The sequence below is a fragment of the Mycobacterium sp. genome, from assembly GCF_050701675.1.
Lineage (GTDB): Bacteria > Actinomycetota > Actinomycetes > Mycobacteriales > Mycobacteriaceae > Mycobacterium.
Map to the genome: position 1 here is coordinate 1 of NZ_JBOGDD010001066.1, position 14,724 is coordinate 14,724.

Below are 14,724 nucleotides of genomic sequence, written 5' to 3' on the forward strand. Positions count from 1 at the left end.
CCGATAGGACGCGCCGTCTGCTGCCCGGGCGAGCTGGCGGCGAGACACCGCTGCGGTGTTCAGGGCCAGTTCGGTGCCGGTTGCGGCAGCGGATGCGCGCCTTCTGGACGCAAACCATCGAAGATGATGGCGAGATACCGCCGCCATAGATCTGGGGGCGGATCGGACAGGTACCCGACTGCGTGAACCGGTGCGCATATCAGCACGAAGACATCCGTTCCGGTGACGTCGGGCCGAACGGCGCCGCATTCGCGCGCGCGATCGACCAACGACACGACGGTCGCATGCAGCTGGTCGTAGAGCTGCGCTACGTGCGAGTCTCCAGCGCTCGCCGACGTCAAGAACGTCAGATCGCGTTGCTGGCGCTGGTCCGCAGCCACCGTCAGGAACTCCAGAAGCGCTGCCCCCGGGTCCGCTGAATCCAGCAGCTCTCGGGCGACGGTCGTCAGCGCCGTCATGTGTTCCGCGACGATCGCGGCGATCAGCTCCTCCTTCGTGGCGAAATGACGGAAGACGGTGCCCTTGGCAACACCCGCCCGACGGGCGATGTCAGCCACTGACGCGTCCAAGCCCCGCTCGGCGAATTCGTCCTCGGCTGCGGCCAGCAGGGACTCGCGGTTGCGTGCCGCATCGGCGCGCAAGGAGCGGGCAGGCGGGGTCACGTGGCCATGCTACAAGTTGACCGACCGGTCATTTTGGGGCTATCGTCGTGAAGACAACATGACCACGCGGTCATCTTATGGAGGTAAGCATGAAGCTGAACGGCGCGACCGCCCTTGTCACTGGTACCAACCGGGGACTCGGACACCACTTCGCCGTCGAACTGCTGCGGCGCGGGGCGAAGGTCTATGCCACTGCACGCCGACCCGAACTCGTCGACATCCCCGGCGCCGAGGTGCTGCCCTTGGACATCACCGACCAGCCGTCGGTCGACGCGGCCGCGGCGCTCGCCGGGGACGTCGACGTGTTGATCAACAATGCCGCGTTCACTGCAGGTGGGAACCTCGTGACCGGCGATCTGGACGCGATCAGGTCGGTGATGGATTCGAACTACTACGGGACGCTCGCGATGATCCGGGCGTTCGCCCCCGTCCTCGCTCGCAACGGCGGCGGCGCCATCCTCAACGTTCTGTCGGCCGCGGCTTGGACCACCGTCGATGGCAACACTGCCTACGCTGCTGCCAAGTCCGCGGAGTGGGGGCTGACCAACGGGGTGAGGGTCGAACTCGCCGGCCAGGGAACCCTCGTTTCCGCCCTCGTGCCCGGACTGATCGGCACCCAAACGCTGTTCGACTTCGCCGAAAGCGCCGGCGTCGTGTTCCCCGGAGGCTCCGTGACCGACCCGGCTGACCTCGCACGGCTGGCCCTCGACGGGCTCGAAGCCGGGGACATCGAGATACTGGACCGTCTCGGCGCCGCCGCGAAGGCGACGCTCAGCGGTCCCCCGCGCGCCTTCGATCTCGAGGCCGTCGCGGCCGACTGACGCTTCTGCCAGGAACCGGCGCGTCGGGCCGTCCCGTTCGGTGCGCACCTGCACGCGGGTCCGGTGGCGGTGCGCTGGTGCGACGATGGGCCCATGACCGCAACGCTCGTCGCGAAGAACGTGGCCGGCGGATTCGCCCATCGCACCCTCTTCGAGGGGCTCGACGTGACCGTGGCACCGGGTGACGTCGTCGGAGTCGTCGGCGCCAATGGCGCAGGCAAGAGCACCCTGCTGCGGATCCTTGCCGGGGATCTCGAACCGCTCGACGGTGCGGTCAGCATCGCCCCTGCCGACGCGTTCGTGGGGTGGCTGCCGCAGGAGCACGAGCGGCTAGCCGGGGAAACCGTCGCCGCCTATGTCGCGCGCCGTGCGGGATGCACCGAAGCGACGCAGGCCATGGAGGCCGCCGCCGCGGCCTTGGCGGACCCGGGTCAGAGCCCATCGGACGTGGATCCGGCCGACGCCTACTCTGCTGCGCTGGATCACTGGCTCGCCAGTGGCGCGGCGGATCTCGACGAACGGCTGCCTGCGGTTCTGGCCGACCTGGGATTCAGCGCCGACGAGTCGACCCTGATGACAGCGTTGTCGGGTGGGCAGGCGGCGCGGGTGGGATTGGCCGCGCTGATGGTGTCGCGGTTCGACGTCGTCCTGCTCGATGAGCCGACCAACGATCTCGACCTCGACGGACTCGCTCGGCTGGAGCATTTCGTCCGCGATCTTCGTGGTGGTGTGGTGCTGGTGAGTCATGATCGGGAGTTCTTGGCCCGCACCGTGACCCGCGTCCTCGAACTGGACTTGGCCCAGAACACCACCACCGTCTTCGGCGGTGGGTACGAGAGCTACCTCGAAGAGCGTGAGGTGGGTCGCCGACACCGGCGCGAACAATACGATGAGTTCGCCGAGAAGAAGGCCGACCTCGTGGCGCGCGCACGCACTCAGCGGGAGTGGTCGAGTCAAGGCGTCCGCAACGCGATGCGCAAGGCTCCCGACAACGACAAGAACCGGCGCCGCGCGGCCACCGAGTCCAGCGAGAAGCAGGCGCAGAAGGTGCGTCAGATGGAAAGCCGGATCGCCCGCCTCGAGGAGGTCGTCGAACCTCGCAAGGAGTGGACGCTCGAGTTCACCATCGGAGCCGCGCCGCGGTCGAGTTCGGTCGTGGCGACACTCGACGATGCCGTCGTACGCCAGGGTGACTTCGTCTTGGGGCCAGTGTCGTTACAGGTCGATGCCGGCGAGCGCATCGGTATCACCGGGCCCAATGGGGCAGGAAAGTCGACGTTGCTTCGGCTGCTCCTGGGCCGCCAGCGGCCCGATCAAGGCCGCGCGAGCGTGGGCGCCAGCGTCGCGATCGGCGAGATCGACCAGGCGCGTACGGAATTCACCGGCTCCGAGCGGCTCATCGATCGCTTCGAGCAGCGTATGCCGTCATGGTCGACCGCCGACGTGCGAACCCTGCTCGCAAAGTTCGGACTGCGCGCCGACCATGTCGAACGCGCGGTCGACGAGCTCTCGCCCGGTGAGCGGACCCGCGCCGGTCTGGCGTTGCTACAAGCCCGAGGCACCAATGTGCTGGTTCTCGACGAGCCGACGAACCATCTCGACCTCGCCGCCATCGAGCAGCTGGAGCGGGCGCTCGAGACCTATGACGGCGCGCTGTTGCTGGTGACACATGATCGCCGGATGTTGCAGAACGTCCGTTTGGATCGTTCGTGGGTGGTCGACAACGGTCGGGTAGCAGAGTTGTAGCCGTCACCCGTCGTCGGTGATTGGTGCTCATCCCGCGGTGGCACTAGTTTCCCTTGGGTGATGTCCTCAACTGCTGGCGCAGTCGCGCGGTGGATCTCTCCCTTCCTGACCGTTGCGACCGTCGTGGGCCTCGGTTGCCTTACCGCCCCGATGCAGGTCCGCTCCGTACCGGAGATCCGCTTGGTCGACGCGGCGAACCCGTTGGCCGGTCAGGCCCTGTACGTCAATCCCGATTCGGCGGCCATGCGTGCCGCGAATGGCGCCACCCCGCCGAGCCCGGAGTTGACCGCCATCGCCAAGACGCCGCAGGCGTATTGGATGGACCAGTTGTCCACCCCTGCTGTCGACGCCAAGTACATCGCTGCGGCACAGGGGGCGGGCACCATGCCGGTTCTGGCGCTCTATGGAATCCCGCACCGCGACTGCGGGAGCTTCGCTGCGGGTGGGTTCTCGTCGGCCGCCGCCTACCGGGGGTGGATCGACGGCACCGCAGCCGCCATCGGCGGTGGGCCTGCCGCGATCATCCTCGAACCCGACGCGCTCGCCATGGCCGACTGTCTGTCGGCAGACCAGCGCCAGGAACGCTTCGACTTGATGAGCTACGCCGTCGACACTCTGACCCGCAATCCGGCCGCTGCCCTGTACGTCGACGCTGGTCACTCGCGCTGGGTCAACGCCGACGACATGGCCGCCCGCCTCAACCAGGTCGGCGTTGGGAAGGCCAGGGGATTCAGCCTCAACACCGCGAACTTCTTCACCACCGGTGAGGAGATCGGCTACGGCGACGCGATTTCGGGCCTCACCAACGGTGCGCACTACGTGGTCGACACAGGGCGCAACGGTGCGGGGCCGGTCGAGGGCGACCCGCTCTACTGGTGCAATCCCAGCGGTCGGGCACTGGGCACCCCGCCCACCACGGACACCGGGAACGGGAACATCGACGCCTTCCTCTGGGTCAAGCGTCCAGGTGAATCCGATGGCTCGTGCGGCCGGGGAAACCCCGGAGCGGGCCGCTTCGTGAACCAGTACGCGATCGATCTGGCCCATAACGCAGGCCAGTAGGGACCACACGGCGGTCACGACCCCGACCCCGGGGAACCAGCGCGAATGCGGATCAGCCGACGGGGATTCTTGGCCTTGGCGGGGGCAACCGCAGTGCTGGCGTCCGATCCGACGCTGATTCGCCCGGATGGCTCCTTCATCAGCCGCGACCGCCGTCTCTACTTGCCGGTGAAGCAGCCCGTCGAATCGCCGCTTGCCGCTGCTGTGGACGGGCATCCCCCCGCTCCGTTCGTCACCTACTCGATCGCCCTGCCGGAGAACTTTCGGGGAATCCGTCTGGGTGGACCGGTCACCGGAGCTTGAGGTTGGTCTCCACCTTGGTGCCGGTCTCGAATTCGGCCATGGTGTCGCGCAGGACGTCGGCGATGGTGGTCTCGGCCAATGAGTCGCACAGCACCGCGGTGGCTCGTGCGTAGATACGGGTCAGGACGGGTTGAATGCCGTATCCCACATAGCATTCGGCGTCCGGGGGCGAGGCGTGCATGCCGAAGATCTCACCGCCGCCAACCGCGTTGTACACGTCGAGCAGAGTGATCTTCGACGCATCCCGGGTCAACGTCCAGCCACGGCTGCGGCTAGATTCCACCAAGCCGGCCTCTCGTAACTCGATGAGGGATCGGCGGATGACCACCGGGTTGGTGTTGACGCTGGTCGCGATGCGTTGCGAGGTGCCGACCTCCTTGTCGGTGCCCCGCCGATCGAAGGCAATCCACGTCAGTACGTGCACCGCCAAACTCATCCTGCTGTTCGCGCTCATTCTGCACCCGTCCTGAACTCCGTCGGTGATCTCGGCGACATCCGCCTTGACTGTAACCAACTCTGTTACGTATGTTACCTGTAACAGGACCAGTTACAGAAAATGTCCTGGTCGGTCATCGAAGAAGCCGGCTCAGCCCACCCACCCATTCGACCGTCTAAGGAGACACCACCATGAAAGTTGGCTTGTTCGCCGTCAACGTCGGCACCGGAGTGACCGCGATCCAGGCCCGCGAGACTGCGCTACTCGCAGAGCAATTGGGCCTGGAATCGCTGTGGGCGATCGATCACGTCGCGGTGCCTTCCGGCTACGAGACCGAGTACCCCTATGACGAGTCCGGCAAGATGATGGGCGGCGCCGAGGAATTCGAGATCGCCGACCCGCTGGTTTGGCTGGCCTTCGCCGCCGCGGTGACCGAGCGGATCAAGCTCGCCACCGGCGTCATCGTGCTGCCCCAACGCAACCCCGTCGTGCTGGCCAAGCAGATCGCCTCACTGGACGTCCTCAGCGGCGGCCGTCTACTCGTGGGCGTGGGCGTCGGCTGGCTCGCCGAGGAATTCGCCGTCGTCGGCGTGCCGTGGGAGGACCGCGGCCGCCGTCACGACGACTACGTCGAGGCGATGCGGGCGCTGTGGCGCGACACCAAGGCCACGGTGCACAACACCTACACCGACTTCGACAACACCATCAGCCTTCCCCACCCGATCCGCAAAAGCGTGCCGATCGTCATCGGTGGAAGCTCCAAGCGCTCAGCGCGCCGGGCCGCCGAAATCGGCGACGGCTACTTCCCAAGCATTACCGGTCCCGACCAACTACGCCCGCTGATGAGCATCTTCTACGCCGAAGTTGCACGCATTCAACGTGATCCAGCAGAGGTCGAGGTCACCGTGCCCTACTGGGGCGGCCCGGCCACACTCAGCGCGGCCGCTCACGGAGGGGCAGCACTCGACGAAGTCACCGCGCTGTTCCAACACATCGCCGACAGCGGGGTGTCGCGGACGCTGCTGCCGGCCCTGCCCGAGGAGACGCTACGCCCCCTCGTCGAGCACCTGGCGGGTCGAATCGACATGAGCTGACCTGGGCGAAGTACCGCATCATCCTGCGCCAATCCACACCCTCACCACCACAACAGGGAGAACACGTCATGGGTCAACTCGAAGGCAAGGTAGCGCTCGTCACCGGCGGAAGCGCAGGCATCGGTCTGGAGACCGCGCGCCGCTTCGCCGCAGAAGGGGCACAGGTGTATCTGACCGGACGCCGCAAGGAGGTGGTCGATGCCGCAGTCGACGGAATCGATGGCGACGTCACCGGAGTCGTCGGCGACGTCTCCGATCTGGCATCGCTGGATACGTTGTACGACACCATCAGAGATCGCAGCGGTGGGCTGGACGTGCTGGTCGCCAACGCCGGCAGCGGCAGGCTGATCGGACTCGGCGACATCACCGAAGAGGAATATGACACCACCTTCGACGACAACGTCAAGGGCCTGGTGTTCACCGTGCAGAAGGCGCTGCCGTTGATGCCAGACGGGGCATCGATCGTGCTGCTGTCGTCGGTCGCGGGCATCAGAGGCCTACCGGGGATGAGTGTGTACGCGGCCACCAAGGCTGCGATCCGCAACTTCGCCCGCTCCTGGTCAATTGAGCTGGCTCCCCGCGGTATTCGCGTCAGTGCGCTGTGCCCCGGACCCGTTGAGACACCGGGGATGGTCGGCCTGGTCGGGCAGATCCCCGCCGACGGCGGTGGCGTGAGCATTTCCACGCCGATGGGGCGCTTGGGCGATCCCAAGGAAGTCGCTGCCGGCGCACTGTTCCTGGCCTCCAGCGAGTCGTCCTTCCTCACCGGTTCGGACCTCGTGCTCGACGGTGGCCAGGCCGTGTGACGCGGAGCCGGTCGTGACGTCTCGGGACCCGGGTGTGTGGGTAGCTGCGATACTCGCGGCCACAGCGGCGCTCACTGGGGCCTGCGCGTGGCCGTCCACTCTCGACAAACCGCCAACACCGTTGCTCGCGGAATCACTGGACAGCGTCGAAATCGGCGACGAGCCAATGGCTTTGCCAGCAACGCGGCTCGTGATCTGCAAGCGGACCTCGGGGGAGGGGCGGCTGTTCTTCTGGACGGGATCCAACGTCCTCCTTCCGCGGCGGCCGCTGGAGGAGGGGCAGTCCGACAGCGTGGAGGTGAGGTTTCGAGAGGATCCGCTGACCCTGACGTCGCTCGCACTCAGGTTGAACGATCAGCGTCGTCAGATCAGCGTTCAGTGGCCAGACTCCTCGGACTCCACAGGTTCAGCGAGGCTGACGTCGGTGGGTCCACACCGCTACGCACTCGACGCCATGGTGCCGGACGCGCACGGTGAAACGGCACGGCCGCTCAACGTCCGTATCGAATTTCACTGCTAGGACCGAACCCCGAACCCCACACGTCGACTCGCCGCGTGGTTTTTACTCGCCCTTGCCGCACCTGGATAGCGCGAGCGGTCCGGTGAGGTACAGCTGGATGATCGGTCCCACGATGCCGACCACCGTCCTTGGGTCTTGGGTGGCCAGCGGTTCGACGCGCAACACATAGCGGGCCATTCCCACGCCGAGAATGTGTGCGCCCGCGAGGTTGGCCCGCAGTTCGGCGTTGTCGCCCCCGGCTCGCCTGGCCAGCGGAAGCATCACCGCATCGGTCATGAACGCCGCCAACGCTGCCGACGCGGAGGGGGATGCTGAGGCCGCCCGCGTGACCGCGCTGATCCACGGCCCGGTTCGCGGGTCCTCCCAACGTCTCAGGTAGTGCTCGACCAGTCGCGTCCCGAGTTCTGCAGTCGGGGCTTGCATTACCTTGCCGGGTAGATCCCCGATTGGCGGGTCGTTACGCAACGTCTCTGCGAACAGTCCGTCCTTACTTCCGAAGAAGTGCATCACCAGCGCCGGGTCCACTTGGGCATCGGTCGCGATGCGCCGAATCGTGGTCTCGGCGTAGCCATGTTCGGCGAAGCAGTCGCGGGCGGCGGCCAGGATCGCCGCCCGCGTTTGGGTGTTGCCGGGGCGGCGGCCCCCTCTGCGGTGCTCGGCCACCTCGCGAGCGTAATTCATCGTCGTGGAGTAGCATCAACAGCGTTGAATTCAACAACGTTGAATTAATGCAGTCGACAAGGGAGCAGCACATGACCGCCACAGTCCTCATCACCGGCGCCTCGACTGGCATCGGCCGGGCCGCTGCGCTGGCGCTGGCCGAGCGCGGATACACCGTCTTCGCGGGCGTCCGGCACGATGCCGACGCGCCCGTCCACGAACGCGTCACCCCGGTTCGCATCGACGTCACCGACCCCGAACTCATCACTGCGGCCGTGGACCGCATCACCGCCGCGACCGATGGACGGCTCGACGCTCTGGTCAACAACGCAGGCATCGGCGCCCCCTGGCCGATGGAACTGGTGCCGTTACAGGAATTCCGGCGTCACCTGGAGGTGAACCTGGTCGGGCAGCTCGCCGTGACCCAGGCGTTCCTGCCGCTGCTGAAGCGCACGCGGGGCCGCCTGATCAACGTCGGCTCCGAAGGCGGACGCGTCACGCTCCCCTTCCTCGGCCCCATTACCGCGTCCAAACACGGACTGGTGTCGATCACCGCCGCGTTCCGCATGGAACTACGTCCCTGGGGCGTGACGGTCAGCATCGTCGAGCCAGGCGCCACCAAGAGCAATGCGCCGGAGAAGCTCGTCACCGAGGGCCGCCGGGCGATCGCCGTATCGTTCTCCGAGGCCGGACGGGCCGATTACGCCGAGACATTCGGCCGCGTCATCGACAAGATCGCCGCCGGGCACGAACGCCAGGGCAGTGCCCCCGAGGTGATTGCCGGGGCGGTGGTTCGAGCGGTTACCGCCCGCCGCCCCAAGGCCCGTTATCCGATCGGCGGGCACGCCAAACTGCTCACCCGCTTGGCACGCTTTCTGCCCGATCGCGCAATGGACCAGCTCTTCCTGCGACAACTCGACATCAACCGGACGAAGGTGTGACGCTCATGGAGCTCCCGGCTGCCCGAGTCGCCGAACTTGATGCCGACTTCGCCCAAATGGCCATCGATGCAGGGCAACACGCGTTCGCACTGCCCGGTCTGTCACTTCGGGAGAAGGCGTTCGTGTGGATGGCCAACGACGTCTGCACCGGGCACCTCGGTCTGCCCTTCGAGCTTCACCTCCAGGTCGCCCGCGATGCGCACGCGTCCTGGCAACAACTGCGCGAGGTCCTACGGCACCTGGCTCCCTACGCTGGATACCCCGCCGTCGTGGAGGCGTTCGACCGACTGCGCTCCATCCAGAACGGTGAATTGGACGGTGAATTGGACACAGCCGAACCCGCGATCATCCCGACGGGACACCCACCGCCGGCACCCGGCGGGGTCGACGCGGACTTCGCCGACTGGGTCGCCGGCCAAGAAGACATCCGGTGGCGCCGGGGCATGCTCACCTCGCGCGAACGGATCCTGCTGTGCCTGGCCGTCGACATCGCTTACCAGACACCACGAGCCATGCGCGCCCACCTGCAGGCGGGGGCGAGCAACGGTGTCGATGCTGGCACTCTACGGGCCTTGCTGCGGCTCATGGGCGAGTTGGCAATCGGAAAGGTCTGGCAGGCCAACGAGATCTTCGAATCCGAAATCCGTCACGGTGACGAGTGAATCGCGGCAGTTGCGCCGCCGTCGGGCACAGGTGGTCGCGATTCGCACAGTCTCGAAATGGCGTTGATTTTGAAAGTGATTCAGGGTCTAGCCTGGATTCAGTGACGACAACATGGATATGCGACGGTTGCGGGTTGGAGCACGCGGATTCGCCTGATGCGCCGCCATTGGATGGTTGTGTACTGGACCGGGGGCCGGTGTCGGATGAGGAACTCGGCGACCTCGGACGGCACACCCGCCAGTGGCTCACGCTCGAAGAGTTGGCCGCTCAGCCGCACAGCACCGAGTACCGCGATCACGGCCGAGGCGTGCACAGTTTCCGGCGCGTGCCCCGTCTGGGTATCGGGCAGTGGTCGTTTCTGGTGAGCACTCCGGGCGGCAACGTGTTGTGGGATCCGCCGGCCTACCTCGACGGCGAAGTCGAGGGTCTGGTGCGTGGTCTCGGGGGAGTGGCCGTCATCGCCACCAGTCATCCGCACATGTTCGCAGCCCAGGTCAGCTGGAGCCACGCCTTCGGGCGGATACCGGTGTTGGCCAACACCCAGGGCAGGCAGTGGTTGCCCCGACCCGATGCCGTGATCGAGTTCTGGGACGGCGAGGTGCAACCGTTGCCCGGGATCCGGGTGATTCGGCTCGGCGGCCACATGGCGTCGAGCGCTGTCGCACTGACGCCCGACGGAAGCTTGCTCGCCGGGGACACGATTGCCGGGAGTCTCGATCCCGGATGGTTGTCGTTTCAACGCAACTATCCCCGGCACGTTCCCCTGTCGGCGGGCACCGTGCAGCGGCTGGTCGACGACCTGGAGGCCCTGGAGTTCGACCGCCTCTACACACTGGGCGGAGATGCCATCGAGCACGACGCCCACGCCGTCGTCCGGAGCGCAGCACGGCGGCACATCGGTTGGGTCAGTGGTCAATTCGACCATCTCACGTGAGAGCTCGAGCCGACTGGCGTCTGGATCTGCTCGATAGTCCAGCCCGTTGGCCTCGGCGAACGCCGTCAACCGGTACCGGCCACGCGCCACGTCGCCCCTGAGCTGATGCGATCACGCTGCGGCAGCTCCGACTCGGTTGGGGCGCTGGCCCGGTCGATCGTGGTGGCGAGTCCGAACTTCTAAACACAGTGCTCAGAGGGCAATTCCGGCGCCGGTAGTCGCCAAACTGCGAAAGAGTCGGCGCTGCACCGGATGTTAGGGTCGATCAGATGCGGAAGAAACTCATTGCTGGAAGCGCACTGTTCCTGCTCACCGTCGCCGTCCCTGCCTGCGGCTCGGAATCGACCGAAGCGCCAGCGACCTCCACGCAGTCCTCGACAGCCACTCAGTCGTCGACCCCCGCGCAGGCCACACCACCTTCCGGAACGCCTGGTGTCACCGCGCCGTCGCACACGCCTAGTGCGCCGATGATGCCGAACCCCAACGGCGATGGCTCGATGGTGCCGTGCGAGGGCACGATCTGCACCAACCCCAACCACGGGGCGGGCGACATGCCGGGTGACGCACCACCGGAGCCGGGCCAGACCGAGATGCAAGGTCCGGATGGCGACGCACCGCCGGAGCCGGGGCAGACCGAAATGGAAACCCCCTAAGTCCACCGCCAAACAGGGTGCATCCCAATGGAATGCACCGCTCTCTCAGCCACGGGCCGGCACCGGCACCGGCACCGCTTCACCGGAATCGCGCTTCTGGCAGAGCCCGTTGGGATTCACCAACTTCAACCAGGTGTGGGGATGCTCAAAGTGGTGGCTGTCGGCCGCGATTGCGAGTCCGTGACGTAATGGGGCCTAAGGACCAGCCGTAGGATGCGGTCGAGGAGTCGGTCGGGGACTACGCGGGTCAACCATAGGAGCGCCGCCTCGGGACCCGTGGTGTAGCGAGTACGGGGATTCGATGCGGTTGCTGCCTTGGCGATCACCTTCGCGGCCCGTTCGACGGGCACGCCCTTCTTGGTAGCGGAGAGTTGTTGTGCCGAGATCGCCGCAGTCAGAGCGGCGTAACGATGGAGTTGGTCGGTGCTCATGGTGGCGTTGAGCCCATCGGCACCGGCCACTGCGTGTTCGGCCATTCTGGTCTTGACGGCGCCGGGTTCGACCACGACGACCTTGACGCCGAGAGGCCCGACTTCTCGGCGCAGGGAATCACTGGCGGCTTCGAGGGCGAACTTCGAAGCCGCGTATGGGCCGTAGGTCGCCATGGCGAACTTCCCGCCGACGGAGCTGATGTTCACGACGGTGCCCGAACTCTGCAGCAGAGCCGGCAGCAGTGCTTGAGTCATCGCGATGTGGCCGAACAGATTGACCTCGAACAGGTTTCGCCACTCGGCGATCGGCAGGGTTTCGACGGGCGCATTGACCGCGATACCGGCGTTGTTGATCAGCGCGCGCAGGGGCCGCCGCAGCGGGTCGTCGGCGACGCGATCGGCGATGGCGGCCACGTGGGATTCATCGGTGATGTCGAGGATGTGGGGCTCGATCCCGTCGGCCCGCAGCGCGTCGGCGTCGACATCGCGCCGGACCCCAGCGAATACGAGATATCCCCTGGACGCGAGTTCTCGTGCGGTGGCTGCGCCCATTCCGGTGGAGGCGCCGGTCACGACGACCAACTGGTGGCGGTCGGGTCGGTTCGAGGCGGGCATGACGTTCTCCGTACTTTCAGTTGACAGCGTCATCTCAAACTACAGGTTGAGTTGACATTGTCAACTCAATGGTGAGGCCCTATGCTCCTGCCGGTGGCAACGCGATCCGAAACCGCTGCAGCGACCCGCGCGTCGCTTCTCGAAGCCGCGGGTGCATTGCTCGACGCCGGTGGCCGGGACGCGGTCACACTGCGCGAAGTGGGTGCCCGCACGGGTGTTTCGCGCTCTGCGCCGTATCGCCACTTCGCGGACAAGGAGGCTCTGCTCACGGTCCTCGCTACGAACGCGGTGAGCCAGCTGGGTGACACCCTCGAAGGGTTGGCCAACGGCGACGACCCACCCGAGCGATCGTTGCGCGCCGCTCTGCTGGCGCTGATCAGCATCGGCCGCACCCGGCCCCACCTGTACCGCCTCATGTTCACCACGCCTACCGGCGATCCGACGGCGGCGGTCCTGGCGGCCGACCGCACGTGGAATCTGTTCTTAGGCATCGTCGGACGCGTCGTCGGCCCCGAGCAGGCGCGACGCTACGGGCCATTGCTGCTGACGAACGCCCACGGCATCGCGGGCTTCGAGTCGAACGGCCACCTCGTGTGGGACAAGTGGCACATCACCGCCGAGGAACTGCTCGACACGATCATCACCTTGCTGCCGGACGGGAAGTAGCTTCGCCACCCGTTGGCAGTGCCGTTAGGCAGCGGGCGGGAAGTCGATGACATCCCATGCCAGCGGCAGCTGGTTGGTGCGCTCGCTGGGCTTTGCCTCTGGCACGAAGCGCGCGCCGTCGAGCGTGCCGACGAAGGTGAACCGGTCGATCTCGAAGGGCACGTTGTCGCTGGAGAGCGGAACCGGGGCCCGCATGACGTGGAAGTGGAGGTGGGCCTCGGTGGTATTGCCGGAGTTGCCGAGGCGTCCGATGACCTGGCCGCGGGTGACCTTGTCACCGACCTTCACCGACGCCGAGCCGGGCAGCATGTGGGCATAGAAGGCGAAGTTGCCGTCGCCGATGTCGATGATGACGTAATTTCCGCCGAGTTCCTCGAAGCTTTGGTCGGGTGTGATGACCTGCGGCGTCGCCTCCTTGTTGTCGGACACCACCGCCGAGACCGTGCCGTCGGCGACGGCTAGCAGCGGGGCGTCGTAGGCGAGGTAGTCCGCGTTGCGCGTTCCGTCCCCGGTGTGCGTGGTGACTGGGGTCTTCGCCGGGTCGACGCGCAACCAGTCGATGGCATAGCGCTCGCTGGCGTTGAGCCTTCCGCCGACCCCCATCACCGCTCCACGGTGTGGCGAAACGACGCAGCACGCGTTGCCGGCCACCCAGTCGTCGCCCGCGAGCGGCGGACCGATCACGACCGGCGACGCCGCGCTGGTGCGGACGGCGCCACCGATCTGCGTGACGGAGTCCGGGTACCGGACGCTGACCGCTTGTTGAAACTCCGGCAGGGCCTTGCCGAGCGTGGCGGTGAACCGGTGCGTGACTTCGGCGGGGACTTTCGCGCGGGTGTCGTACACGTCGTCGAGTACCAGCACCGCGGTGCGTCCCGCGGGGATCTCGGTGACGGGGTCGGGCGATACGTTGGCGACCAGGAGGGTCCGCTGCACGATCTCCTGCTGTCCGAGCGTCGCGACTGTGGCACCCGCCGGCCCGTCGGCGAGGGTTTCCAGCTTCGTGATCGTCGCGGGCCGGGTCCCGGAGTTGAGCACCGAGAGCTCGTAGGCCACGTGGACCTTGCCGTCCGTACCCGTCACGGGGATGGGGTCGGGAGCGATCGTCGTGATGACGAGTGGCGCCACCACGTCGACGTCGAGGGGGTAGCCGGGCGGGATGCCGCCTCGGCTGTCGGCTACCGGCGTCGGTGCCGGACTCGAGGTAGTCGAGGTGCTCGATCCCGTCGAGTCGGAGGACGACGAGCAAGCCGCCAAGAGCGCGGTGCAAGCCAGCAGAAGGGTTGGTGACATTCGCATGGGACTACTCGCCTTGCCTGTAGGTCGCGAGGGGGAGTAATTGACGCCGACGACAGTCGCCTCGCGGCGGAAGCATAACCCGCGTCTTCCTAGCGTTGGCGCAGCAACCGCGGCACGATGGAGTTCGGAGGAGGTCGGATCGATGGCCGCTACCGGTTGGCGAACACTGGTCGAATCTGCGTCTGGTTCGGTGGTGCAGGCATGCGCGATCTGACGAAGGTTTCCAGCGTCCGCGCCCGTGAACGAATTGTCGTCGACGTGGACTCGAAGACGGCGCGCCATGTTGGCGCAATGGCGCTGCTGCTCGCGTTCGTGTGGCTCGTCGTTCTGCTCGAGCATGACCATGATCACGGCGATTGGCACGCCGGAGGCCGGTTGACGTGGTCGTTGACAGTCCTGGCCGCAGTGGCGC

Annotated in this window: 17 protein-coding genes and 1 pseudogene; 13 read left to right on the plus strand and 5 right to left on the minus strand. The window is 66.5% G+C overall.

Features of this window, described 5'->3' with window-relative positions; all coding sequences use genetic code 11:
- Positions 1 to 59: 59 nt before the first annotated feature.
- A complete protein-coding gene (locus tag ACRDUX_RS32650) occupies positions 60 to 662 on the minus strand; it encodes a TetR/AcrR family transcriptional regulator (RefSeq protein WP_526420299.1) in 603 nt (200 codons plus the stop codon).
- An 89-nt stretch (positions 663 to 751) separates the two neighbouring features.
- Between ACRDUX_RS32650 and ACRDUX_RS32655 the strand changes: the two genes are divergently transcribed.
- From ACRDUX_RS32655 to ACRDUX_RS32670, 4 genes are all read left to right on the plus strand, one after another.
- Entirely contained in the window at positions 752 to 1,483 is a 732-nt protein-coding gene (locus tag ACRDUX_RS32655; RefSeq protein WP_526420301.1) for an SDR family NAD(P)-dependent oxidoreductase, read from the plus strand.
- Positions 1,484 to 1,576: 93 nt separating this feature from the next.
- Positions 1,577 to 3,229 carry an ABC-F family ATP-binding cassette domain-containing protein gene (locus tag ACRDUX_RS32660; protein WP_526420303.1) on the plus strand — a complete coding sequence of 551 codons (1,653 nt, stop codon included), beginning with the start codon at positions 1,577 to 1,579 and terminating at the stop codon, positions 3,227 to 3,229.
- A 60-nt stretch (positions 3,230 to 3,289) separates the two neighbouring features.
- Entirely contained in the window at positions 3,290 to 4,291 is a 1,002-nt protein-coding gene (locus ACRDUX_RS32665; RefSeq protein WP_526420305.1) for a glycoside hydrolase family 6 protein, read from the plus strand.
- Between the two features lie 75 nt (positions 4,292 to 4,366).
- Complete coding sequence (locus ACRDUX_RS32670) at positions 4,367 to 4,594, plus strand: hypothetical protein (protein ID WP_526420307.1); 228 nt, start codon at positions 4,367 to 4,369, stop codon at positions 4,592 to 4,594.
- Here the strand turns inward: ACRDUX_RS32670 and ACRDUX_RS32675 are convergent.
- Positions 4,581 to 5,048 (minus strand): RrF2 family transcriptional regulator, encoded by a 468-nt coding sequence (locus tag ACRDUX_RS32675; RefSeq protein WP_526420309.1) that lies wholly within the window; start codon positions 5,046 to 5,048, stop codon positions 4,581 to 4,583. The genes ACRDUX_RS32670 and ACRDUX_RS32675 overlap by 14 nt on opposite strands.
- A gap of 173 nt (positions 5,049 to 5,221) precedes the next feature.
- Between ACRDUX_RS32675 and ACRDUX_RS32680 the strand changes: the two genes are divergently transcribed.
- The 3 genes from ACRDUX_RS32680 (at position 5,222) to ACRDUX_RS32690 (ending at position 7,450) form a co-directional block, all read left to right on the plus strand.
- The gene (locus ACRDUX_RS32680; protein WP_526420311.1) at positions 5,222 to 6,124 is read left to right on the plus strand and encodes an LLM class F420-dependent oxidoreductase; all 903 of its coding nucleotides are present in this window, start codon (positions 5,222 to 5,224) and stop codon (positions 6,122 to 6,124) included.
- Positions 6,125 to 6,192: 68 nt separating this feature from the next.
- Complete coding sequence (locus tag ACRDUX_RS32685) at positions 6,193 to 6,930, plus strand: SDR family NAD(P)-dependent oxidoreductase (protein ID WP_526420313.1); 738 nt, start codon at positions 6,193 to 6,195, stop codon at positions 6,928 to 6,930.
- A gap of 13 nt (positions 6,931 to 6,943) precedes the next feature.
- Positions 6,944 to 7,450, plus strand: coding sequence for a hypothetical protein (locus tag ACRDUX_RS32690; RefSeq protein WP_526420315.1), 507 nt, complete (start codon positions 6,944 to 6,946; stop codon positions 7,448 to 7,450).
- A gap of 42 nt (positions 7,451 to 7,492) precedes the next feature.
- On the opposite strand, the gene ACRDUX_RS32695 is transcribed toward ACRDUX_RS32690, so the two are convergent.
- Positions 7,493 to 8,131, minus strand: a complete 639-nt coding sequence (locus ACRDUX_RS32695; protein WP_526420317.1) for a TetR/AcrR family transcriptional regulator — start codon at positions 8,129 to 8,131, stop codon at positions 7,493 to 7,495.
- A gap of 71 nt (positions 8,132 to 8,202) precedes the next feature.
- On the opposite strand from ACRDUX_RS32695, the gene ACRDUX_RS32700 reads away from it, so the two are divergent.
- From ACRDUX_RS32700 to ACRDUX_RS32715, 4 genes are all read left to right on the plus strand, one after another.
- Positions 8,203 to 9,051 carry an SDR family NAD(P)-dependent oxidoreductase gene (locus ACRDUX_RS32700; protein WP_526420319.1) on the plus strand — a complete coding sequence of 283 codons (849 nt, stop codon included), beginning with the start codon at positions 8,203 to 8,205 and terminating at the stop codon, positions 9,049 to 9,051.
- Positions 9,052 to 9,056: 5 nt separating this feature from the next.
- Positions 9,057 to 9,713, plus strand: a complete 657-nt coding sequence (locus ACRDUX_RS32705) for a carboxymuconolactone decarboxylase family protein (RefSeq protein ID WP_526420320.1) — start codon at positions 9,057 to 9,059, stop codon at positions 9,711 to 9,713.
- A gap of 101 nt (positions 9,714 to 9,814) precedes the next feature.
- Positions 9,815 to 10,648 (plus strand): MBL fold metallo-hydrolase, encoded by an 834-nt coding sequence (locus ACRDUX_RS32710; protein WP_526420322.1) that lies wholly within the window; start codon positions 9,815 to 9,817, stop codon positions 10,646 to 10,648.
- Positions 10,649 to 10,917: 269 nt separating this feature from the next.
- Positions 10,918 to 11,301 (plus strand): hypothetical protein, encoded by a 384-nt coding sequence (locus ACRDUX_RS32715; protein WP_526420324.1) that lies wholly within the window; start codon positions 10,918 to 10,920, stop codon positions 11,299 to 11,301.
- Positions 11,302 to 11,426: 125 nt separating this feature from the next.
- Here the strand turns inward: ACRDUX_RS32715 and ACRDUX_RS32720 are convergent, their stop codons facing one another.
- On the minus strand, positions 11,427 to 12,347 hold the full coding sequence (locus ACRDUX_RS32720) for an SDR family oxidoreductase (RefSeq protein WP_526420326.1): 921 nt from the start codon (positions 12,345 to 12,347) through the stop codon (positions 11,427 to 11,429).
- A gap of 93 nt (positions 12,348 to 12,440) precedes the next feature.
- Here ACRDUX_RS32720 and ACRDUX_RS32725 point away from each other — a divergent pair, with 93 nt between their 5' ends.
- Complete coding sequence (locus ACRDUX_RS32725) at positions 12,441 to 13,013, plus strand: TetR/AcrR family transcriptional regulator (RefSeq protein WP_526420328.1); 573 nt, start codon at positions 12,441 to 12,443, stop codon at positions 13,011 to 13,013.
- Positions 13,014 to 13,037: 24 nt separating this feature from the next.
- Here the strand turns inward: ACRDUX_RS32725 and ACRDUX_RS32730 are convergent, their stop codons facing one another.
- Positions 13,038 to 14,306, minus strand: coding sequence for a M23 family metallopeptidase (locus tag ACRDUX_RS32730; protein ID WP_526420330.1), 1,269 nt, complete (start codon positions 14,304 to 14,306; stop codon positions 13,038 to 13,040).
- 207 nt (positions 14,307 to 14,513) lie between these two features.
- Here ACRDUX_RS32730 and ACRDUX_RS32735 point away from each other — a divergent pair.
- Positions 14,514 to 14,724: pseudogene (locus ACRDUX_RS32735) on the plus strand (hypothetical protein); the annotation flags it as partial.